Source organism: Streptomyces sp. NBC_00239, assembly GCF_036194065.1.
GTDB lineage: Bacteria > Actinomycetota > Actinomycetes > Streptomycetales > Streptomycetaceae > Streptomyces.
The window spans coordinates 7,817,324-7,838,141 of sequence record NZ_CP108095.1 but is presented as its reverse complement, the minus strand read 5'-3'; the positions used below and the strand labels follow the sequence as shown (position 1 = coordinate 7,838,141).

General features: G+C 72.5%; 18 protein-coding genes. 12 read left to right on the top strand and 6 right to left on the bottom strand.

The annotated features are described in order from the left end of the window. Positions 1-35 precede the first annotated feature (35 nt). The 3 genes from OG764_RS34690 (at position 36) to OG764_RS34680 (ending at position 2,692) form a co-directional block, all read left to right on the top strand. On the top strand, positions 36-1,412 hold the full coding sequence (locus OG764_RS34690; RefSeq protein WP_328972306.1) for a phosphatase PAP2 family protein: 1,377 nt from the start codon (positions 36-38) through the stop codon (positions 1,410-1,412). Positions 1,413-1,503: 91 nt separating this feature from the next. Further along, complete coding sequence (locus OG764_RS34685) at positions 1,504-2,352, top strand: helix-turn-helix domain-containing protein (RefSeq protein ID WP_328972305.1); 849 nt, start codon at positions 1,504-1,506, stop codon at positions 2,350-2,352. A 139-nt stretch (positions 2,353-2,491) separates the two neighbouring features. After that, positions 2,492-2,692 (top strand): hypothetical protein, encoded by a 201-nt coding sequence (locus OG764_RS34680; RefSeq protein WP_328972304.1) that lies wholly within the window; start codon positions 2,492-2,494, stop codon positions 2,690-2,692. Positions 2,693-2,732: 40 nt separating this feature from the next. Here the strand turns inward: OG764_RS34680 and OG764_RS34675 are convergent, their stop codons facing one another. Together OG764_RS34675 and OG764_RS34670 are read right to left on the bottom strand one after the other, a co-directional pair. Continuing rightward, positions 2,733-3,581, bottom strand: a complete 849-nt coding sequence (locus OG764_RS34675) for a carbohydrate-binding protein (protein ID WP_328972303.1) — start codon at positions 3,579-3,581, stop codon at positions 2,733-2,735. A 148-nt stretch (positions 3,582-3,729) separates the two neighbouring features. Beyond that, positions 3,730-4,647, bottom strand: coding sequence for a helix-turn-helix domain-containing protein (locus tag OG764_RS34670; RefSeq protein ID WP_328972302.1), 918 nt, complete (start codon positions 4,645-4,647; stop codon positions 3,730-3,732). Positions 4,648-4,778: 131 nt separating this feature from the next. Here OG764_RS34670 and OG764_RS34665 point away from each other — a divergent pair, with 131 nt between their 5' ends. Then, positions 4,779-5,693 (top strand): MurR/RpiR family transcriptional regulator, encoded by a 915-nt coding sequence (locus OG764_RS34665; RefSeq protein WP_328972301.1) that lies wholly within the window; start codon positions 4,779-4,781, stop codon positions 5,691-5,693. Between the two features lie 320 nt (positions 5,694-6,013). Then, positions 6,014-6,418, top strand: a complete 405-nt coding sequence (locus OG764_RS34660) for a hypothetical protein (RefSeq protein ID WP_328972300.1) — start codon at positions 6,014-6,016, stop codon at positions 6,416-6,418. A gap of 144 nt (positions 6,419-6,562) precedes the next feature. On the opposite strand, the gene OG764_RS34655 is transcribed toward OG764_RS34660, so the two are convergent. From OG764_RS34655 to OG764_RS34645, 3 genes are read right to left on the bottom strand one after another with little or no spacing between them, the layout of a single operon-like run. Next, positions 6,563-8,491 carry a glycoside hydrolase family 5 protein gene (locus OG764_RS34655; RefSeq protein ID WP_328972299.1) on the bottom strand — a complete coding sequence of 643 codons (1,929 nt, stop codon included), beginning with the start codon at positions 8,489-8,491 and terminating at the stop codon, positions 6,563-6,565. A gap of 56 nt (positions 8,492-8,547) precedes the next feature. Continuing rightward, on the bottom strand, positions 8,548-10,602 hold the full coding sequence (locus OG764_RS34650) for a beta-galactosidase (protein ID WP_328972298.1): 2,055 nt from the start codon (positions 10,600-10,602) through the stop codon (positions 8,548-8,550). Positions 10,603-10,644: 42 nt separating this feature from the next. Then, positions 10,645-11,628, bottom strand: coding sequence for a LacI family DNA-binding transcriptional regulator (locus tag OG764_RS34645; protein WP_443056265.1), 984 nt, complete (start codon positions 11,626-11,628; stop codon positions 10,645-10,647). Positions 11,629-12,074: 446 nt separating this feature from the next. Here OG764_RS34645 and OG764_RS34640 point away from each other — a divergent pair, with 446 nt between their 5' ends. The 7 genes from OG764_RS34640 (at position 12,075) to OG764_RS34610 (ending at position 19,544) form a co-directional block, all read left to right on the top strand. Beyond that, complete coding sequence (locus tag OG764_RS34640; protein WP_328972296.1) at positions 12,075-12,962, top strand: carbohydrate ABC transporter permease; 888 nt, start codon at positions 12,075-12,077, stop codon at positions 12,960-12,962. Beyond that, entirely contained in the window at positions 12,959-13,852 is an 894-nt protein-coding gene (locus tag OG764_RS34635) for a carbohydrate ABC transporter permease (RefSeq protein ID WP_328972295.1), read from the top strand. The genes OG764_RS34640 and OG764_RS34635 overlap by 4 nt, the downstream gene beginning before the upstream one ends. A 43-nt stretch (positions 13,853-13,895) precedes the next feature. Further along, a complete protein-coding gene (locus tag OG764_RS34630) occupies positions 13,896-15,248 on the top strand; it encodes an ABC transporter substrate-binding protein (RefSeq protein ID WP_328972294.1) in 1,353 nt (450 codons plus the stop codon). Between the two features lie 49 nt (positions 15,249-15,297). Beyond that, complete coding sequence (locus OG764_RS34625; protein ID WP_328972293.1) at positions 15,298-17,007, top strand: glycoside hydrolase family 31 protein; 1,710 nt, start codon at positions 15,298-15,300, stop codon at positions 17,005-17,007. A gap of 231 nt (positions 17,008-17,238) precedes the next feature. After that, positions 17,239-18,435: a serine hydrolase domain-containing protein gene (locus OG764_RS34620; RefSeq protein WP_328972292.1), complete on the top strand. Its 1,197-nt coding sequence runs from the start codon at positions 17,239-17,241 to the stop codon at positions 18,433-18,435. A 114-nt stretch (positions 18,436-18,549) separates the two neighbouring features. Next, positions 18,550-19,044: a MarR family winged helix-turn-helix transcriptional regulator gene (locus OG764_RS34615; RefSeq protein ID WP_328972291.1), complete on the top strand. Its 495-nt coding sequence runs from the start codon at positions 18,550-18,552 to the stop codon at positions 19,042-19,044. Continuing rightward, a complete protein-coding gene (locus tag OG764_RS34610; protein ID WP_328972290.1) occupies positions 19,041-19,544 on the top strand; it encodes a MarR family transcriptional regulator in 504 nt (167 codons plus the stop codon). The genes OG764_RS34615 and OG764_RS34610 overlap by 4 nt, the downstream gene beginning before the upstream one ends. A gap of 78 nt (positions 19,545-19,622) precedes the next feature. Here OG764_RS34610 and OG764_RS34605 read toward each other — a convergent pair whose 3' ends face one another. Continuing rightward, complete coding sequence (locus OG764_RS34605) at positions 19,623-20,723, bottom strand: YncE family protein (RefSeq protein WP_328972289.1); 1,101 nt, start codon at positions 20,721-20,723, stop codon at positions 19,623-19,625. Positions 20,724-20,818: the final 95 nt, after the last annotated feature.

The window sequence follows — 20,818 nt, the reverse complement described above, 5'->3', positions numbered from 1 at the left end:
AATCGGTCAAACCATTGATACCTAAAGCATCTCGGGTGTTCTCGCGAACAAACGGCACGGTCCGCCTCGCCGCGTGGCGCCGGCCGCGCACGGTCCTGTGGGCCGCGGCCGGTGCGGTGGCCCTCGGGTTCTTCATCGCGCTGGAGATCGCCACGCGCCACTACGGCGACGTGCCGGGGCCGCTCACCGACCTGGCGGGAGAGCTCGTCCTCGCCCCCCAGCCGGGTCCGCTGTACTGCGGCCTGGCGGTGATGACGGTGGTGCTCACCTGGCGGGAACGGGCCGTCGCGATCGGCACCGCGATCGGCATCGACCTCGTCTTCATCCTGGCGCGGTGGGCGGTCGACGCCGAGACTCCCGCCGACCACTTCTTCGGCAACGGCGCCCTGTGGGTGATGCTGGGCTGCGCCTACATCGCCGTCACGCGCCGCACCGGCCGGGAGCGCGCCCTGCTGCTGAAGGGCGTCGCGCTGGGCCTGCTGCTGGTGGTCGGCCGCAAGACCAGCTACGCCTGGCTGCTCATCACGTCGAAGACCCGCCCGACGGTGCTCGACCAGTACGTGGCGACCGCCGATCACGCGCTGGGGAACCCGTCGTGGGTGGCGGGCCGCGTCCTCGACGCCTCCGGCCCGGTCGTCACCCATCTCCTCGACTTCGTGTACGCGCAGCTCGCGGCGGCCGCGATCGTCTTCGCGCTGTACCAGCTGCGCCACGTCGCGGCCGAGCGCCGCTTCCCCCGTCACCACCTGGTGCGCACGTTCCTGGTGATCGGCCTCCTCGGACCGGGCATCTACATGATCTTCCCGGTGGTCGGGCCGATCTTCGCGTACGGGCCGGGCACCTCCGGCACCGGCGGCGTGGAATTCGCGGCGGCCAACCTCTGGCCGCACACGCCGCCGCCGCTCGACGCCCCGCACCCGATGCCGTACGACGCGTTCACCCCGCGCAACTGCATGCCCAGCCTGCACACCGCGTGGGCCACCGCGATCTTCATCCACTCCCGCAAGGGCCCCCGCGTCCTGCGCTACGCGGGAACGTTCTGGCTGATCGCCACGCTCAGCGCGACGCTGGGCTTCGGCTACCACTACGGCGCGGATCTCGTCGCGGGCGTGGTGTTCACGCTCACGATCGAGGCGGCACTGCGCGCGTACGACCGCGGCTGGGACCGTTCGGCGACCCGGCTCGTCTCCTACGGCGCCGCGGTCTTCGTCGCGCTCGTGACCTCGTACCGCTACCTGCCGGTGCAGATGGCGGCGCACCCGTGGTTCTTCGGACCGCTCCTCGTCCTCGCGATGGCCTCGGTGATCTACGGCTACGTACGGACCACCGGGCGCTGGGACCGGAAATCCGACGGACCGCCTCCCGCTCACCTGCCGCAGCAGCGCCGCGAATCCCAGCCCGAACGCGTCTGAGGCACGGCGCCGGGCGGTGCGGCGCCACGGGTTTCACCGCCCCCTGCGGGCTGCCGGTCCCGTCGGGCAGGCTGTGGGTGTGGACAGCCGCATGGACGCAGAGACTCACCCGGCCCGGCTCCCCGGCGGGGCCGGGTCGGCCGACGAAGCCCTGGAGACGCTGAAGCGCCTGCTGCGGCGCCTTCGCGTGGAGCAGGGCCTCAGCATGGGCGGGCTCGCTCTGCGCGCCGGGCTCGGACGGACCACGACGAGCCAGGCGCTCAACGGGGCGACCGTACCGAGCGAATCCACGCTCGTCTCCTTGGCGAGAGCCCTGCGGACGCCGGCCGACCCCCTCCTCGACCTCCGCACCCTCGCCTGCCCGGGCGGCGGCGCACCGGCCGCGACGGACTCCGAGGGCATGACCGGGCCTCGGGAACAGGACACGGGCAGGACGCCGACGGGGCTTGCGGACCGGGAAACCCGGTTCACCTACGAGTACCTGGCCCGGCGGCCCACCAGCCTGCTCCGCGTCCTCCACGGCAAGCTGCGGGACGCCCCGCTCGTCGGGCTGCGGATCCGCATGGTGGACGTCTACCGCTCCGCCCGGTTCAACGCCCCCGATCTCCCCGCCCGGATGGTGCAGTACGCGGACGAATGCCTCGCGTTCGGGGAGCAGATCAGGAGCCGGCGCGACGGGGTGGAAGCGCTTTTCCTCCTGACGTACCTCACCGTCGTGAGCGAGGTGCGGTCCGCGTCCGACGCGGCGTACGCGAGCGTCTACCACGAAATCCTCGGCAGCGCCATGGTCTTCCTGGACCACGGCGACCTCGACTCGCTCGTGTTCCTCGAAATGCAGGGGCTCGTCGAGCGGTGGACGCGCGACGGCGGCCCGCCCTGGCCGCACTATCCGGCGTTCGACGGCGAGCTGGGTCCGGAGCCCTTCCCGCCGTACGAATGACCTCCAGCGCTCTCCGGGCGACGTCGCCGCGTTCACCCGTGTTCGCCGGTGTTCGTTCTCGACCGCCCGAACCCCGCCGAACACCGGTTCCGGGACCTTCGACGCATCAGCCCGAAGCCAAGCGTCTCAGGGAGTCGTCGTGTCCGGTCTCGCCACCGTCCTGCTCGCCGCCGCCGTGGTCCTCGTCCTGGCCGTGCTGGTCGCCGCCGGGGCGGGCAAGCTCGCCCGCCTGGACGGGGCCACCTATCCGGCGGCGCTCACGCGGGCCGCGGCCGCGTTCGCCGCGGCCCTCACCCTCGCCGCCACCGTGACCGCGGCCCTCGCCGCACTGGCCCGGTGACCGTCCGGGCCGGGCGCGAGGGCCTCGGCGGGGCTCCGCCTCAGATGCGCTGCCACAGGGCCGGGACGTTCGGCGGCTCCCAGCCGGTGATGGCGGTGTGGGCCTGGAGGCAGCGGTACGGGGAACCGCCGTGGGTGACGCCGTCACCGGCGCGGTAGGCCGTCCCGGCGGCCCAGGTGCCGGTGGGCGGGGTGGTGGGCGGCGGCGTGGTCGGCGGGGTCGTCGGCGTCTGGGGGACGTCGAGCACGAAGTCGTACGTGCCCTCGCGCGCGGGGCCGGCCTGGCGGACGTTCATCAGGAGACGGGCGTCGAAGATGCTGTCGGTGCTGTTGCGCGGCTCACCGGGGAAGTACAGCTGGGTGGTGACCACCCGGCGCCCGGGGGCCTGAAGCTTCACGTGGAGGTGCCGGGTGCGGCCCGGGTAGAGGCCGGGGACGACGGTGGTCAGGGTGAAGGCGCCCTGCGCGGTGCTGAACTGGTGCCCGCGGAAGCGGTATCCGGCGTTGTCGTAGGCCCCGTTGTGGTCGGCCTGCCAGAAGTCGAGGAGGACGCCGGGGATCGGCAGGCAGCCCCGGCCGAAGACGTATCCGGTGACGGTGAGCCGGGTGCCCGGGGTGCTGCTCGTGATCAGCGAGGTGCGCAGCGGGGAGTCGGGCTTGAAGTAGGGGCCCTCGGTCTGCTCCACGGTCGGCGCGTCACCGTCGTGGCAGTCGGGGGTGAGGTCCGGGGCCTCGCCCGCCGCGGCGCGGTCGCGGGCCAGGGCCACGCCGCCGCCGAGCAGCAGCGGGGCGGCGCCGAGCGCGGCGGCCGCGCGCAGCACGGTCTTGCGGCTGATCCGGCCGTCGTGGGCGGTGGCAGGCGCTCCGGTGGGGTCTTCTGTCGCGGGCATGCTCCGACTCCTTGCGCGTGGGGGGACGGGAATCGGTCCTTGCCATGGTGGGGGGGCATGCTGCGGGGGCACGGTGCGGCATGGCAAGGACCCGGCCCGGCCCTGCCCTGCTGATCCTGGGCCGGGCCGCCTGCGGCCAGCAGCCAAGCTACGGGCCGTCCGGGGCGGCCGCGATGGACCCGATCCGGGGATCGTGGTGTTTTCCGCCGGCGGCCTCGCGGAACGCCCCCGGGGTCATGCCGGTCTCCCTCCGGAAGAACCGGCAGAAGTACGCGGGGTCCGCGAAGCCGACCTCGGCGGCGACCTGGCGCACCGTCAGCCGGGTTCCGGAGAGCAGGCGTTTGGCCTCCAGGGTCTGCTGCTGGCGCCTGAGCCCGGCGGGGGTGCGGCCGGTGGCCTGCCGTACGAGCGTCTGCAAGTGGCCAGGGGAGACGCCGAGTTCGCGTGCGTACGAGGTGACCGGTCGCCGGCCGGCGCCGGGCATGCCGAGCAGCCGGGTGAAGGCGGCGGCGAGTTCGGCGGCCCGGTCGCGGGCCGGGACCGCGCCGCCCGGTGCGCAGGCCCGCAGCGCCCGGAGGATCAGGATGTGCAGGCTGGCGCGCAGCACGTCCCGGTACCCGGCCGGCAGGTCCCGGTATTCGCGCCCCATGTCGGCGAGGAGGGCGGCGATCGGTCCGGCTTCGTCGCCGGGGGTGTGGCCGGGGCGGGTGGCGAGCGTGCGCAGCGCGGCGGTGTCCTGCGGGTGGTCGGGCAGGAAGTCCTCGTTGAAGAGCACCACATGGCCGGTGAGCCCGTCCGCGTCCGCCCAGTGGTGCACCTGCCCGGGGGTGATGACGCACAACTGCGGTGGATCCAGGGGCTTGTGGACCAGGTCCAGGACGTGGGCGCCGCGGCCGCCGGTGACGTAGACGATCTCGTAGAAGGTGTGGCGGTGCGGGAAGGCGGCGCGGGAGAGCGCGCCGATGGTGTCGAAGGTTCCGATGGCGAAGGGCAGCAGGTGCGGGAGGGGGACCTGCAAGCGGTGCAGCGGGATGTCGGGGAGGCGGGGGTCGCGTGGCTCGTCCATCGCAGCAGTCTCCGACCACCCGCCCGCACAGGTCCAGACCAATTGCGGGCATGTCGAGACGGTCGGAGGTCATTCGGGCACAGGCCGTGAGCTATGTTGGGAGACGAGTGACATGAGAGGGAGGCCCGCCGTTGTCATCTGGGCAGCAGGCACGCGCTCAGGCGGCCGCGATCACGCCGAGCGGGCAGTCGCCGGACCATGAGCGCGCGCCCGGCGACCGGGTCCGCGCGCTGTTCGAGGGCCACCGCCTCTCCCCCGGACAGCGGCGCATCGCCCAGTACCTGATCGACCACCCCACCGAGGCCGCCTTCCACTCGATCACCGAGCTCGCGGAGCGGGTCGGCGTGAGTCAGCCGTCCGTGACCCGGTTCGCCGTTTCACTCGGCTTCAGCGGCTACCCCGCACTGCGGGACGCACTGCAGCCGATCGCCGTGAGCGGGGGCGCCACCGCCCCGGCAGGCCGCGAGCAGCGGCACAACGAGCTCCAGGCGGCCGTGGACGCCGAGATCGAGAACCTCCAGAACATCCGCCGGCTGTTCGCCGACACCGACCAGGTGCTCGACCTCGGCAGGGAGCTGGCCGGCTCGGTGCCGCTGACGGTGCTCGGCCTGCGGATCTCGGTGTCGCTCGCGGAGTACTTCGCGTACGCGGCCCGGCGCATCCATCCCGACGTGCGGCTGGTGACCCGCGGCGGCAGCGTCGCCTACGACGCGCTGCTCCAGTCCCGGGCGGCGGGCGGCACCTGGGTGCTGGCGTACGCGATGCCCCGGCACGCCAAGGAGACGCTGGGCGCGCTGCGGGCCGCCCGCAGCGCGGGACTGCGCACCGCGCTGATCACCGATGCCGCCCTGGGGCCGCTCGTGGAGGAGGTGGACGTGGCGCTGACAGCCAGTACCGGGTCCCGGCTCGTCTTCGACTCGTACGCGGCGCCGGGCATGCTGTCGGCGGCCCTGCTCCAGGCGATGGCCGACGCGGATCCCGAGCGGACGCAGGAGCGGCTCGAAGGCTACGAGCAGGCCGCCGACCAGCACGGTTTCTTCCTCTAGGGCCCTTCCGGCGCAGCCGTCACCCCGTGCTCGTGCCGGTCGTTTTCACGCCCCGACCGCGTATGTAATTTTTCATACTCTTGCTTACTCGACGGTATATATGTTTACTGAGCCAGCGCTCGGATCCACCAGACGCCACGGAGGACAACCCCGCCTCCCAGAGAACAGACACTCGGCGTGATGCCCCTCCTCACGTCGCGCCCGGTGTTCAGTCCCGGCTTTGGATCCACCGGAGCGCTCGGTGGCCTCGGCCGACCCCCTGGGCCGAGGCCGCCGCCACCACCCTCGATCAGACTTCGACACCCTCGGAAGCGACGAGAATGCGCACCACTGCCACGATCACGCTCAGCCCCGACTGGCCCTGCCAGGTCAAGGCACCCGGAACGCACGACTGGGAGCGCACGGCGATGCGCTGGCTGCGGGACCTGCTGCCCGCGCGCTACCACAGCTATCAGACGCTGACCCGGCATCCCACGCTCCTCGTCCGCCAGGCGAGGCTCCAGTTGCAGCACGAGACGCGTGCGGTACGGGTCGCCCTGGAGACCAGCCGGGCCGAGTTGCCCTCGCTCGGCGTGGCCGAGTCGGTCATCGAGAACTCGATCAGGATGTACGCCACCGAGCTCCACCAGCTGGGGCGCCTCGCGCGCGGAGTACAGCTGATCGGCGACGCGCTGCTCGTCTCCGGCGGCGGCTCCGTCGGCCGCCCCAGGCAGCCCCGGCCGTGACGGATCCTGCCGTGACCGATCCTGCCGTGACGGCCCGCCGCTGACGGCTCGCGGCCGTGCCCGCCCGGCGCCGGACAGTCCGGCGCCGGGCGGGCGTGCGCGTCAGAGCTCGGGCGTCAGAGCTCGGGCGTCAGAACTTGGGCGTCAGAACTTGCGGCACAGCAGCGCGTCGGGCCTCTTGCCCTTGGCCCACGCTCCGGTGAAGGCGACGCCCGCGGCGTACTCGTCGATCGCGCACTGCCCCTTGTAGTTGCCGTACGCGAACTCTCCGCCGGGGCCGCCGGCCGGCCGGTTGTCGCCGCGGTCGAACCAGAGGGTACGGCCGTTCGTGCCGAGCGTCCGGCCCGCCTGGGCGCACAGGACCGCGGAAACCGCCTGCCCCCGCAAGCTGTAGCCGATCATGAACTGGTTGAGCGCGCACTGGTACTTGGTGTAGCCGCCCGCCCAGTCGCCCTGCTGGACGTGGCGTTCGTCGGTCACCACGGCCGGTGCCGGACCGCTCGCCGCCAGGCCCGGGGCCCCGGCGTCGGTGCACAGCCCGCGCCCGTCACCGTGCGCCAGCCCGACCAGCCGCTGCCCGTCGGGGCACACGCCCTTGCGGGCCCCGGAGTCCCAGTCGCCCAGCGCGCGGACCCGGGCGGACTGGACGGCGTCGGCGTGGTCGAGGTTGAGCATGTCCCAGGTGTCGGAGGTCTCGACGCGGCCGGTCTTCTGCGGCGCGGTGACGAGCCGGTTCCAGTGGGAGGCCCGCCAGTCCGCTCCGTCCAGGATGCCCGAACGGTTCCCCGACGTGTCGAAGTTGAGGATCGACCAGGAGCCGTGACCGGCCCAGCCGACCAGCGGCCAGTACGCGAAGTCGGTGTCGTTGGCGACCAGGTAGTCCACGAAGTTGCCGAACCAGGCACGGGCCTTCGGGTTGCTCTCGTCGCTGCCGATGCCGAACTCGCTGATCCACAGCGGCGCGGTGAAGTGGCGGCCGCCGGGCTCCGAGGTCACGTAGAACGCCTGGCGCTGCAGGGTCGCGAACAGGTCCTCGCGGGAGAGGTCCTGGTAGCGCGGGTCGTGGGTCTCGCCCATGCCGGTCGCGCCGGTGTGGTTCGGCCCCGTGTAGCCGTAGAAGTGGGCCGCGTAGACGAGCTTGTCGGAGGCGACGAGGGTGTGCGAGAGGGCCCGCACCGGCTCGAGGGTGGGACGCGAGTGGGGCAGTCCGTCGGCCGGGATGCCCTGCCAGTTGATGCCTTCCACGACCACCAGCAGGTCGGGGCTGACCTCGGTGAGGAGCCGGTCGCCGAGGCGTTGGGAGGCGAGCCACCAGTCGTGGTCGTTGCCCCAGTTCCAGTTGGCGTCGTCCATGACGGTGCGGCGGACCTCGTTGTAGAGGTCGGCGCCGACGACGCGCTTGTTCTCCTTGTAGCGACGGGCGAGCGTGATCCAGTCGTTCTCCCACTGCGCGGTGGACTGGCTGGTGTTCCAGCGCTCGTTGCCGTCCAGGCCGCAGCAGAAGCGCGAGGTGTTGGTGTGGTTGTTGAGGACCACCGCGAAGCCCTCTGCGGTGGTGGCGGCGATGACCGCGTCGAGGACCTGGAGCGGGGTCTTGCCGCGCAGCTGCGGGTTGGCGGCGACCGAGGCGTCGGAGACGGGACGCCCGTCGTGCAGCATCTCGTTCGAGAACGGCAGCCGGATGCTGTTGATGCCGAGGTCGTGGAAGCCGGCGAGGATCCGCGGGATCGGGGCGCGGTCCAGGCCGAGCGGCATCTGGTCGGCCTTTTCGCCGTCGTGGTGGTTCGCCGGGTCGTTGATGTCTCCGGAGCCGTTCCAGGAGCCCTGGGCGCCCTGCCAGTTGGCGGACTTGAGCTTGAAGCGGTTGCCGTCGGCATCGACGATGTAGCGGCCCCGGGTGCTCAGCGGCGGGCGCCAGCTGTCGGCCAGGGCGGTCGTCGCGGAAGGCGTGGCCGCGGTGGTCGCGGTGGATCCGGTCGTCGCTCCGACCGTGGACGCGTCGGCCGTGGTGGCGCCGAGGCCTCCGAGGAGGAGTGCCGCGGCGAGTATCGCCGTGATCGGGGATCTTTTCACTGTGCCCTCCGAGGGGCTTGGGGTCGTGGGGCGTGCGGGTGGGACGTCCGGGGTGTTCAGGTGCCGGCGCTACCGAGGACGGCGACGCCGCGTGGGGCGAGGGTCACGTGCCGGACGGCGGGCCGTCGGACGTCGAGGAGGTCGAGGCGGCCCGCCGGGAGGGAGACCTCGTGCTTCTCCTCGGTGTGGTTGAGCAGGACGAGGACGTCGTGGTCCGCCCCGTGCCGGAGGGTCGCCTGGACGCCCGCGGGCAGCCCGGGCAGGACCGCGCCGACTCCGGCGTCGGCGAGTGCGCGGTCGACGAGCGCGCGCATCGTGCCGGGGTCCGGGCGGGTCGCGACGTAGCGGGCCGTGCCCGCGCCGTGGGTGTGGACCGTGGCCGCCGGGCGGTCGTCGTCCCAGTCGGGTCCGGCGAAGAAGAGTTCGGGGCGGGCGCCGGCGAGTTTCACGTCCTCGCGCCACAGCGAACCCGCGGCGGGGGCCGGGGAGTTCGCGTCCGCCGCGCGCAGCGCGACCGTCTCACCCTCCGCGGCCGGCCAGAACTCCTCGACCCGCAGGCCCAGTACGTCGCCGAGCGGGGCGGGATAGCCGCCCATGTGCACGCGGTCGTGCTCGTCGACGATCCCGGTGAAGAAGGAGGCGAGGAGACCGCCCCCGGCCGCCACGAACGCGGCGATCCGCGCGGCGTGCTCGGCCGACAGCAGGTAGTGGCTGGGCAGCACCAGCAGCTTGTACGGCGAGAGGTCCGCCGAGGGGTGTACGACGTCGATGCCGACGCCGGCTTCGAACAGCGGGGTGTAGTGGTCGAGGACCCGGTCGAGACACTGCACGCCGTTCGAGGGGTGCGAGTCGAGTTCCAGGGCCCACCAGTTGTCCCAGTCGAAGACGATCGCGACCTCGTTGCGGAGGCGCGTACCGGCCAGTTCGGGCGCCAGGGCCAGTTCACGGCCCAGCTCGCGCACTTCGGCGTGCACCCGGGTCTCGGCTCCGGCGTGCGGCACCATGCCCGAGTGGAACTTCTCCGCGCCCCCGCGGGACTGGCGCCACTGGAAGTACATGACGGCGTCCGCGCCCTGCGCGACGGCCTGCCAGCTCCACAGCCGCATCCGGCCCGGGCTCTTGCCCGCGTTGCGGTCGCGCCAGTTGACGGCGGAGGGCGCCTGCTCGGTCAGCAGCCACGGCCTTCCGTCGGCCGCGCCGCGCAGGACGTCGTACGAGAGCGCCGCGCCGATGTGCGCCGACTCCTCGTGCGGGTCGGGGTAGCTGTCGAGGGCGAGGAGGTCCATCTCCGGCGCCCAGCGCTGGACGTCGACCGACTTGTGTCCGGCGAGGAAGTTCGTGGTGACCGGGACGTCGGGGGTGATGCGGCGCAGGGCGTCGCGTTCGAGGGTGAAGCAGGTGCGCAGCGCGTCGCTGCTGAACCGTTTGAAGTCGAGTTGCTGGGAGGGGTTGGGGTAGGTGGGTGCGGCGCGCGGGGGCGCGATCTGGTCGAAGCCGGTGTAGCGCTGGGACCAGAAGTCGGTGGACCAGGCGTCGTTGAGGGCGTCGATGTCGCCGTAGCGGTCCGTCAGCCAGCGGCGGAAGTCGGCGGCGGAGGTGTCGCAGAAGCATTCGGCGACGTGGATGCCGTACTCGTTGCCGACGTGCCAGACGCCCAGCGCCGGGTGGTCGCGGTAGTGGGCGGCGACGGCTTCGGCCAGGCGCACGGCCCGGTCGCGGAAGACCGGGCTGGACGGGCAGAAGTGCTGGCGGCCGCCCGGTGACAGGACGCCTCCGGAGGCGGTGACGGGCAGGATCTCCGGGTGCTCGGCGGCGAGCCACGGGGGCGGCGAGGCGGTCATGGTGGCGAGGTTGGCGGTGATGCCGTGGGCGGCCAGGTCGTCCATGACGGTGTCGAAGAAGCCGAAGTCGTAGGCGTCGCGGGCCGGTTCGACGCGGGCCCAGGCGAAGACGGCGAGGTTGACGAGGTTGACCCCGGCCTCGTTCATGAGGTGCAGGTCCTCGGCGCGGGTGGCTGCGTCCCACTGCTCGGGGTTGTAGTCGCCGCCGAATCCGAGACCGCCCAGTCGGGCGCGGAGGTTTCGGGCACGGTCTGGTGCCGGGGAGTTCATCTGGCGTACTCCTTCGGGGAGTTTCAGGACTCGGGACGGGGCTCAGGCCCGCGGCGGGGCCGCGCTGGCACGCTCCACCAGCGTCGGCCCGACCGACACGACGGAGGCGTCCGTCGGCACGTGGCCGTCGATCTGCCCGAGGAGCCGCTCCACGCATGCCGCTCCGACCCGGGAGAGGTCCTGGTCGACGGTGGTCAGGGGCGGGAGGAAGTAGGCGGATTCCGTGATGTTGTCGAAGCCGACCACGCTCACGTCCCGCGGCACCGAGCGCCCCGCGTCGTGGAGGGCCCGGACCAGCCCGAGCGCCATCTGGTCGTTGGCGGCGAACACGGCGGTGACCTCCGGCCGGCCGGCGAGTTCGTGCCCGGCCCGGTAGCCGCTCTCGGCGCTCCAGTCGCCGTGGACGACCGGCGGGACCGGGGCACCCGCCGCCCGTAGCGTGCGCTGCCACGCTTCGGCGCGGCGGCGCGCGGGGTGGGAGTCCTGCGGGCCGGCCAGGTGCCACACCGTGGTGTGGCCGAGCCCCAGCAGGTGGTTGACGGCGATCTCCGCACCGGCCGCGTGGTCGGTGTGGACGCCGGGGTAGGAGTGGTCGTCGCCGCCGTCGACGACCACGACGGGGAGCCCCAGCGGGAGCATCAGCGAACCTGCCAGGATCTGCGCCTCGTTCACGATGACCCCGTCCACGGCGTGGCCGCTGAGCCTGCGGAAGGCGTCCAGCACCGCCTCGGGGGTCTGCGCCTGTGGGACGACGACGTTGACCGAGTACTCGGTGGACTGCACGGCCGAGACGATCGACTCCAGCGTGCGGGCGTTGCCGTGCGCCTTGAGGTCGAAGCTGATGACTCCGATCATCCGGAACCTGCCGGTGGCCAGCGCCCGGGCGGCGGTGTTGGGCCGGTATCCGAGCATGCGCACGGCCCGGACGACCCGGTCGCGGGTGGCGTCGTCGACGCGGGCGGTCGCGTTGAGCACGCGGGAGACGGTCTGCGCCGAAACCCCGGCCACGGCCGCGACGTCCGCCATCGACGGCGGCCGGGGGCGATCGGCGGCCGGGGAACGGGGCTTGCGCGGCCGCGGCCCGTCCGGCCGCTGCCCATCCTTCGCCATGGTGCAGTTCCTCTCGCAGGGTGATGCCGACGCCTGCCCGGGCCTTGCCCCGACCCCGGCCTGACGCCTCCTCATGTTTGCGCGAACATGAAGAGCCGGGCAACAGATTGTCGAGCGGACGCAAGGAAGTCAACACATTCCCCGCCGCACTCCCAATCGCCGACGAGCCATGGAAATCAAGGGAATTGACGATGCGACAGCACAACTGCCAAAACCCTTGACACCCGCGGAGCGCGGTCGACACACTTCCGAACCGCGCCGCCGTGTTGGCGCTAACATGCATCGGAGGTTCCGTCCGTGAGAGTCGATCAAGCCCCGGTGGGCGCTGCCGGCACCACCTGCCGCATACGCCGGCAACCGCGGTGAGGCGACGCGGCGCCGTCCAGCGCAACCTCACCGCCTACGCGTTCTTCCTGCCGTTCCTGGGCGCCTTCGGCATCGGAGTCGTCGCCCCGCTGGTGTACTCGGTCAACCTGAGCCTGTACCAGGAGCGCATGATCGGCGGGAAGGTCTTCTCCGGGCTGGACAACTACGCCAAGGCGTTCCAGGACGGCCTGTTCCACGCCGGACTCGGCCGCGTGGCGGTCTTCTTCGCGATCCAGGTCCCGCTCATGCTCGGCCTGGCCCTCCTGGCCGCCCTCGCGATCGACAGCGGACGGCTGCACGCGCCGGGACTGTTCCGCATCGGCATCTTCGTGCCCTACGCCGTTCCCGGCGTGGTCGCGGCCCTGATGTGGGGGTACCTGTACGGCGACCGCTTCGGCCTGGCCGGCGAGGTCGGCGACCTCCTGCACACCGAGCTGCCCGACCTGCTCTCCGGCAGCTGGATGCTCGCGTCGATCGGCAACATCGTCACGTGGTCGTACGTCGGCTACAACATGCTGATCTTCTACGCCGCGCTGCGCTCCATCCCCCGGGAGCTGTACGAGGCGGCCGAGGTCGACGGCGCCGGCGCCGTCCGCAAGGCGTTCAGCATCAAACTCCCGGCGCTGCGCCCGGCCCTGCTGCTGGCCACCACGTTCTCGGTGATCGGCAGCTTCCAGCTCTTCAACGAGCCGAGCGTCCTCCAGGCCCTGGCTCCCGCCGCCGTCACCACGAACTACACGCCCAACATGTACGCGTACAGCCTCGCCTTCGACGGGCGCCAGTTCAACTACTCGGCCGCCGTCGCCGTCCTGCTCGGCCTGGTCACCGTGATCGTCGCGTACGTGGTCCAGCTGGCCACCGCCCGAAGGGAGCGCCTCCTGTGACCGGCACCGCCACCGCCCGCCGGCGCCGGCGCCGCCACCGGCCGGGCAGGTCCGCCGCCCTGACCGTGGCGATGGGCCTGATGCTCGCGTACACCCTGGTCCCCCTGGTCTGGCTGGCCATCAGCGCCACCAAGTCCAACCAGACCCTGTTCGACTCGCACGGCCTGTGGTTCGGGGACGGTTTCCACCTCTTCGACAACATCCGCGACGTGTTCACGTACGACGACGGGATCTACCTGCGCTGGTTCGGCAACACGCTGCTCTACTCGGTGGTGGGCGCGGGCGGGGCCTCGGTCATCGCGACGATGGGCGGGTACGCCCTGGCCAAGTACGAGTTCGCCGGCCGCCGGGCGCTGTCGGCCCTGGTCATCGGCGCGATCTCGATCCCGGCGACGGCCCTGGCCGTCCCCACGTACCTGCTGTTCAGTGACATGGGCATCGTCAACACGCCGTGGGCGGTGCTGCTGCCCTCCCTCGCCAGCCCCTTCGGGCTCTACCTGATGCGGGTGTACGCGGCCGATGCCGTGCCGGACGCGATGCTGGAGGCCGCGCGCATCGACGGCGCCGGGGAGCTGCGGATCTTCGCCACCATCTCGCTGCGCCTGCTGGCTCCCGGCTTCGTCACCGTGCTGCTGTTCGCCCTCGTCTCCACCTGGAACAACTACTTCCTGCCGCTGATCGTCCTCAACGATCCGGAGCTGTTCCCCCTCACGGTGGGGCTGCGCCAGTGGGACTCGCTCGCCCAGGGCGGCAGCGGCGCCGGCGCCATCCCGATCCTCCCCCTGGTGATCACCGGCAGCCTGCTGGCCATCGTCCCGCTGGTCGTCGCGTTCCTCTTCCTCCAGCGGTACTGGCAGTCGGGGCTCGCCGCCGGCGGGGTCAAGCAGTAGCGCACGCCCCGGTGCCCCCTCCCTCCACGACGAAGGATTCGACATGAGCAGAACCCCCACCCGTACGCTCCCCCGCGCACTCACCACGGCCGCCGTCGCGGCCCTCTCCCTGGCCCTCGCCGCATGCGGTGGCGGCTCCGGGGCCTCGGACGGCGACGGCGGCGGCAAGGGCGACGCGGCGGCCGTGCGGGCCGCGTTGGGCAAGCCCGCCGAGATCACCTTCTGGACGTGGGTCCCGAACATCGAGAAGACGGTCGCGCTCTTCGAGAGGAAGTACCCGAAGGTCAAGATCAAGATCGTCAACGCGGGCCAGTCCAAGGACGAGTACACCAAGCTGACCACCGCCCTCAAGGCGGGCACGGGCGCCCCCGACGTCGCGCAGATCGAGTACTTCGCGCTCCCCCAGTTCGCGATCTCCAAGTCACTGGTCAACCTCGCCGACTACGGCGCGGCCGGCCTCCGGGACAAGTTCGCCGAGTCGGCGTGGTCGCAGGTCAGCGTCGCCGGCGGGATCTACGGGATACCGCAGGACACCGGCCCGATGGCGATGTTCTACCGCAAGGACATCCTCGACCGGTTCGGCGCGAAGCCGCCGAAGACCTGGGAGGAGTACGGCGCGCTGGCCCGGAAGATCCGCAAGGCCGGCCCGGACGTCCACATCACCTACGTCGACCCGGGCGACGCGGGCGCCTCCAACAGCCTCATCTGGGACTTCGGCGGCAAGCCGTACGCCGTCCGGGGCGCCACGGACGTCACCGTCGACCTCACGGAGGACACCGGCGCCAAGGCCTATGCCGACACCTGGGGCCCGCTGATCGACGACAAGCTGGTCGAATCCACCGCGAGCTGGAACGACGCGTGGTGGAAGTCGATGGCCTCCGGGAAGTACGCGACCTGGCTGGCCGGGGCCTGGGCGCCCGCCGTGCTGGAGCAGAACATCCCGCAGAGCAAGGGCCAGTGGTCGGTCGCCCCCATGCCCGGCGGTGCCAGCGCCGAGAACGGCGGCTCGTCGGTCGCGGTGACCACGCAGGCGAAGAACAAGGCGGCTTCGGTGGCCTTCGCCCAGTGGCTCAACTCCGACCCCGAGGCCGTCAGGTCCCTGAACTCCGAGGTCGGCCTGTTCCCCGCGACCCGGCTGCTGCTCGACGACCCCGGCTTCCGCGGCGCCGAGGTGCCGTTCTTCCCCGGCAGCAAGCCGAACGGGATCTTCGCCGACATGTCGAAGGCCGTCCGGCCCGGATGGCAGTACCTGCCGTTCCAGGTGTACGCGAACAGCGTCTTCAAGGACTCCGTCGGCCAGGCCCTCCAGCCCGGCGGCGACCTGCCCGGCGCGCTGGCCACCTGGCAGGAACGGCTGAAGGCCTTCGGCAGGGAACAGGGCTTCACCGTCAAGTAGTCCGCCCGGCGCACCCCGGCGCACCGGCGCCCGCACGAGGAGAAACCGTATGACGACGACGACACTCGTACTGCCCCTCCTCGCCGGCGAACGCTGGTGGGGCGGTGCGGTCGCCGAGGGGCGGCACATGCCGTACCCCGACGGCTACACCTTCGACCTGCGTGACGTGCTGGCGAACCAGGGCATGCCGCTGCTGCTGTCCGACCGGGGCCGCTGGGTCCACAGCGAGCACCCCTTCACCTTCACGATCGCCGACGGCCTGCTGACCGCGCGGGCCCACGACCCGGACGCGGTCATCGAGCACGGCGAGGGGCACGGCGAGCGGCACGACCAAGAGCACGGCGAAGAACCGGGCGGGGGAAGCGGCGAGGGGCGCGGCGATCTGCGGGCCGCGTACCGGCACGCGATGGCCCGCCACTACCCGCCGTCCGGCACGATGCCGGACCCGCTCCTCTTCGGCGCTCCGCAGTACAACCTGTGGATCGAGACGGTGTTCGAGCCGACCCAGGCGAAGGTCCTGGCGTACGCGGAGCGGCTGGTCGAGGAGGGTTTCCCGCCCGGCGTGCTCATGATCGACGACCGGTGGAGCAACGACTACGGCGACTGGTCCTTCCACCCCGGGCGCTTCCCCGATCCTGCGGGCATGGTCGCCCGTCTCCACGCGCTCGGCTTCAAGGTGATGCTGTGGCTGGTCCCCTACGTGACCCCGGACTCCCCCACGGCGCGGCAGCTGAACGACCGGGGACTGCTGGTCCGCGACACGGAAGCCGGATCCGACGCCGACTCCGGCACCGACTCCGGCTCCGGCACCGGCACCGGCACCGATTCCGACTCCGGTGCCGGCACCGGCACCGAGACGGGGCCGGGCGCCGGCGGGCGCGCGAAGGTCGCCTGGTGGTGGAACGGCTGGAGCGCCGGCCTCGACCTGCTCGACCCGCGGGCGCGGGCCTGGCTGACCGGCCGCCTGGAAGCCCTGCGCGACGACATCGGCATCGACGGCTTCAAGTTCGACGGCGGCGACGCGCCCTGGTGGCGTGCGCTGGGCTGCGCGGACCCGGAGGCGTACACCCGTGCCTGGAACCGGTTCGGTACGGACTGGCCGCTCAACGAGTTCCGCGACGCGTGGCGGGCCGCGGGCCTGCCGCTCGCACAACGCCAGCAGGACAAGTACCACCTGTGGGAGGGGCGGTTCGGCCTGGCCGGTCTGATCCCGATCGCCCTGGCCCAGGCGGTGACCGGCCATGCGTTCACCTGCCCCGACATGATCGGCGGCGGCGAGTTCCGCTTCGTCCCGGGCGAGGGCGGTGCGGGGTTCGACGAGGAACTGTTCGTGCGGTACGCCCAGATCGCCGCGCTGTTCCCGATGATGCAGTTCTCGATGGCCCCGTGGCGGGTGCTCTCTCCCGACGCCCTCGCGATCGTCCGCGACGCCGCCCGCCTGCACACCGAGTTCGCCCCGGAGATCCTCGCGCTCGCCGAACACGCCGCGGCCACCGGCGAGCCGGTCCAGCGCCCCCTGGAATGGGCCTTCCCGCACCGGGGCTACGCCACGGTCATCGACCAGTTCATGCTGGGCGACTCCCTGATGGTGGCGCCGGTGGTGACCAAGGGCTCGGCCGGGCGCGAGGTCCTCGTCCCGCCGGGCACCTGGCGGGCCGACGACGGCCGCTCGTACACGGGCCCGGCAACGGTCTGGGTGGACGCCCCTCTGAATAGGCTGCCGTACTTCCGCAGCGTCCCGGAGTCCGACCGTCCGTAACGCCTCCGGTAGGCGCCGGGGCGCCGCCTACCGGGGGCGGACACGGCCGCCCCCGGCCGCCGCCGCGCGCGGGGTGCGACACGCCGCGCATCGGGTCACTGCCGTGTCCGCCGACCGGCGGTGGCAGCGCGCGCCGCGCGCCGGCGGCGGGGGTGCGGCTGCTAGGCAGTCGGGTGCACCGGCCGGGGTCGCCGACCTCGGCCCGCCCACCGCACTTCGGGAGACACAGACGTGCTTAACCGCGCCCGCGGACGCCGCGTCCGCACCGGACTGTCCGCCGCCGTCCTCACCGCCGCCGCGTTCGGCGGGCTGCTCCAGCCCGCGCAGGCGACCGGCGGATCCGACCCGGCCGGCGCCGGACCTCGCCCGGACAAGCGGCTCCAGCAGCAGCTCGACCGGCTCGTCGCGCAGAAGGACGGGCCGCCCGGGGTGATCGCCGTCCTCACCGAGGGCAAGCGGTCCCAGGTGTACACGGCCGGCGTCGGGGACATCGCCACCGGCCGCCCGCCGCACCAGGACGACCACATGCGGATCGCCAGCATCTCCAAGGCCTACAGCGGCGCGGTCGCCCTGCGCCTCGTCGACGAGGGCGAGCTCTCCCTCGACGACACCATCGGGGAGCGGCTGCCCGACCTGCCCGAGGACTGGCACGAGGTGACGCTGCGCCAGCTGCTCCAGCACACCAGCGGCCTGCCCGACTACACGGCCGACGAGGACTTCCTGGAGATCCTCCTCGCCGACCCGCGCCACGTCTTCGACCCGCGGCGGCTGCTGGACTTCATCGAGGACGAGCCGCTGCTGTTCGAGCCGGGTGCGCTGTACCAGTACTCCAACTCCGACAACATCGCCGTCGCCCTCATGGCCGAAGCGGTCACCGGCCGGCGCTACGAGGACCTGCTCAAGGAGTTGGTGTTCCGGCCGCTGGGGCTGCGCCGCACCAGCCTGCCGCTGGGCTACCGCCTCCCGAAGCCGTTCCTGCACGGCTACGACGTCGACCCGCCCGCCGAGCCCGAGGACGTCAGCGAGGCACTCGGCGCGTCCGGGGTCTGGGCCTCCGGAGGCATCGTCTCCACGCCCAAGGAACTGGGTGCGTTCATCCGCTCCTACGCCGGGCCGTCCCTGCTGTCGCCCAAGACCCGCAAGGAGCAGCTCACCTTCCTGCCCGGCGGCTCCTCCGAGCCCGCGGGCCCCGGCACCAACGCGGCGGGCCTGGGCATCTTCGAGTACACGACCCGCTGCGGCGTGCTCTACGGCCACACCGGGAACTTCCCCGGGTACACCCAGCTCGCCGCCGCCACCCCCGACGGCAAGCGCTCGCTGACCTTCTCCATCAACACCCAGACCAGCAAGAGCAACAAGCCGGCCCTGCTGGCCCGGCTGCGCAGCGTGCAGGAGAACTTCGCCTGCGCCCTCCTCAAGAAGCGCTGACCGACACCCGCCCGGCGGCCGCCCGGCAGCAGTCCCGCCGGGCTGCTGCCGGGCGGCCGCGTCACGTCCGCGTTTTAGTAGCCATGGACATAGTAGCCATGTACGCTATTTCCCATGAGCAAGGGTTCACCGGGCCCCACACCCGGATTCCTCGTATGGCGGCTCGCCAACAAGTGGCGCGTCGCGGTCGACCGCGCGCTGGCGCCGCTGGGCCTCACCCACGCCCAGTACACGCTGGTCGCGTCGCTGTACGGCATGCAGCGCGGCGGTGAGCGGCCCAGCCAGCGCCGGCTCGCCGACCACACCGGCCTGGAGGCGCTGTACGTCTCGAAGCTGGCGCGCGCCCTGGAGTCGGCCGGGCTGGTCGAGCGCACCCGCGACCCGCGCGACCCGCGGGCCGTGCAGCTCGCGCTCACCGAGCCGGGGCGGGCGGTCACGCGGCAGGCCGTCACGGTGGTCCAGGGGCTGCTCCAGCAGCTGCTGGAGCCGCTCGGCGGCCTCGACACGCCACGGACGCGCGCGTTCACCGAGGAGCTCACGACCCTGCTCGACGCACCTCTCACTGCATCCGTGACGAACGACGAGAGCACTCAGGGGACCACACCATGACCAGCACCGCAGCCACCAGCACCGCAGCCACCAGCACCGGCACCGGCACCGGCACCGGCACCAGCGCCGCACCCGTCGCCGACGCGCGCGTTCTGGGACTGGCCCACTACGCCGCACGCGGCGTCCTGGAACACGTCCTGGCCCGGCACGGCATGACGTTCCCGCAGCAGGCCGCCCTGCGCGCCGCCGTCACCGCCGATGCCCCGCAGACCCCGGACGAGCTCGTCGCCCGGGTCCGGGGCTCCCTCAAGGCCGACGCGGCCGACATCCGCGCGACCGTCGACGAACTGCTGTCCCAGCGGCTGCTCGTCACGGACGGCCCGCACCTCCGCCCGACGAACGCGGGACGCGAGCTGATCGCCGCCGTCGGGGCGGAGACCGCCCCCGTCACCGCGCGCGTCTGGGGCGGCATACCCGCCGAGGACCTGGCCGCCGCCGGCCGCGTCCTCGCCCTGGTCACCGAGCGGGCCAACGCGGAGCTCGCGAAACTGACCGGCTGACCGGCTGACCGGCCGGGCGCCGCGCCGGCGGGCCGGCACCCGGCACCCGGCACCCGGCGGCGGCCTTCTCGGCGCGGTTCAGGCCCGGCGGCGCGGTATGTAGGCGAGGCCGTGCGCGCCGGGTTCGCCGCGCTTGGCGATGTCCAGCCGGGCCACGCGCCGGAGGGTGTCCAGGTCGACGATGTCGACGGTGGACGAGACGACGCAGGCCACGTACGCGTACCGGCCGTCGGGTGACGCGGTGACGGTCAGCGGGAAGTGCCCCACTTCGATCCGGCCCAGCTGCTTGCGGGTGCCGGCGGAGAACACCGTCAGGTGTCCCGGCGCGTGGCGCCCGAGCCGGGAGGCCGGGTCGGGATCCATGCGCATTTCGCCGGCCAGGAGCAGGCCCGTCGAGGTCAGGCACACCGGCAGGACGACGCCCTCGGTGGGCAGGGTGTCGACGACGGTCGCCGTACGGGTGTCGACGACCCGGATTCCGGCGGCCGGCCGCTCGCCTGCGGGGGCGGACGAGACGAAGCCGGCGTACGGCGCGGCGACGAAGGCGTGCCGGCCGTCGCCGGAGACGGCGATCCCCTCGCTGCCCGGCACCTCTATCTTCGCGGTGAGGCTTCCCCGTTCGAGATCGACGACCGACACGAACGGTGCCTCCTTGTTGGTGGCGTAACCGGTCCGTCCCGCCGGGTCGATGGCGAACCAGTGCGGTCCGGGCGCGTCGGTGTCGATGCGGCCCAGGGGCTTGCGGGTCTCCGTGTCGATCACCACGACACCGCCGGGCCGGTCGGCCGACCCTTCCACGCTGACGTAGAGACGACCGCGCGCCGGGTCCAACGCCAGGCCGTGCGGGCCGTGTTCGGGGGCGAGGTCGACGACGTCGACGATGCGGCGGGTGTCGGGGTCGATGACGGTCAGCTCGGTGCGCCGACCGCCGTTCGCGTGGTAGTAGCCGGAGTGGTACGTCGTCGTGCACCACAGCAGTCGCCGCGTCGGGTCGAAGCACAACTCGTGGGGTTCGGGGCGGACTTCCGTCGTGCCGAGGTGCCGGTGGGAGGCCGCGTCGAAGAACGAGACCGTCGGCCCGCTCTGACTGACGACGGCGAGGACATCGCCCTCCCGGCCGGCACGGAGGGACGTGAGGGGTGAGGTGCGGGGTGAGGTGCGGGGTGACTGCTGCGGCACAAGGGGCTCCTCGGAAAGGGCGGATGGGGCGGCGACGGCAGTGTGACGGCCCGTCACGGGTCGCTCGCGGATGCCTCCACTCTCGCCGGGCGGGC

What these genes read in the sequence shown, in the direction of transcription:
- OG764_RS34685 (WP_328972305.1), top strand. Translation starts at nt 1,504, where the DNA reads ATGGACGCAGAGACTCACCCGGCCCGGCTCCCCGGCGGGGCCGGGTCG.
- OG764_RS34675 (WP_328972303.1), bottom strand. Translation starts at nt 3,581, where the DNA reads ATGCCCGCGACAGAAGACCCCACCGGAGCGCCTGCCACCGCCCACGAC.
- OG764_RS34670 (WP_328972302.1), bottom strand. Translation starts at nt 4,647, where the DNA reads ATGGACGAGCCACGCGACCCCCGCCTCCCCGACATCCCGCTGCACCGC.
- OG764_RS34660 (WP_328972300.1), top strand. Translation starts at nt 6,014, where the DNA reads ATGCGCACCACTGCCACGATCACGCTCAGCCCCGACTGGCCCTGCCAG.
- OG764_RS34650 (WP_328972298.1), bottom strand. Translation starts at nt 10,602, where the DNA reads ATGAACTCCCCGGCACCAGACCGTGCCCGAAACCTCCGCGCCCGACTG.
- OG764_RS34645 (WP_443056265.1), bottom strand. Translation starts at nt 11,628, where the DNA reads ATGGCGGACGTCGCGGCCGTGGCCGGGGTTTCGGCGCAGACCGTCTCC.
- OG764_RS34630 (WP_328972294.1), top strand. Translation starts at nt 13,896, where the DNA reads ATGAGCAGAACCCCCACCCGTACGCTCCCCCGCGCACTCACCACGGCC.
- OG764_RS34625 (WP_328972293.1), top strand. Translation starts at nt 15,298, where the DNA reads ATGACGACGACGACACTCGTACTGCCCCTCCTCGCCGGCGAACGCTGG.
- OG764_RS34615 (WP_328972291.1), top strand. Translation starts at nt 18,550, where the DNA reads ATGAGCAAGGGTTCACCGGGCCCCACACCCGGATTCCTCGTATGGCGG.
- OG764_RS34610 (WP_328972290.1), top strand. Translation starts at nt 19,041, where the DNA reads ATGACCAGCACCGCAGCCACCAGCACCGCAGCCACCAGCACCGGCACC.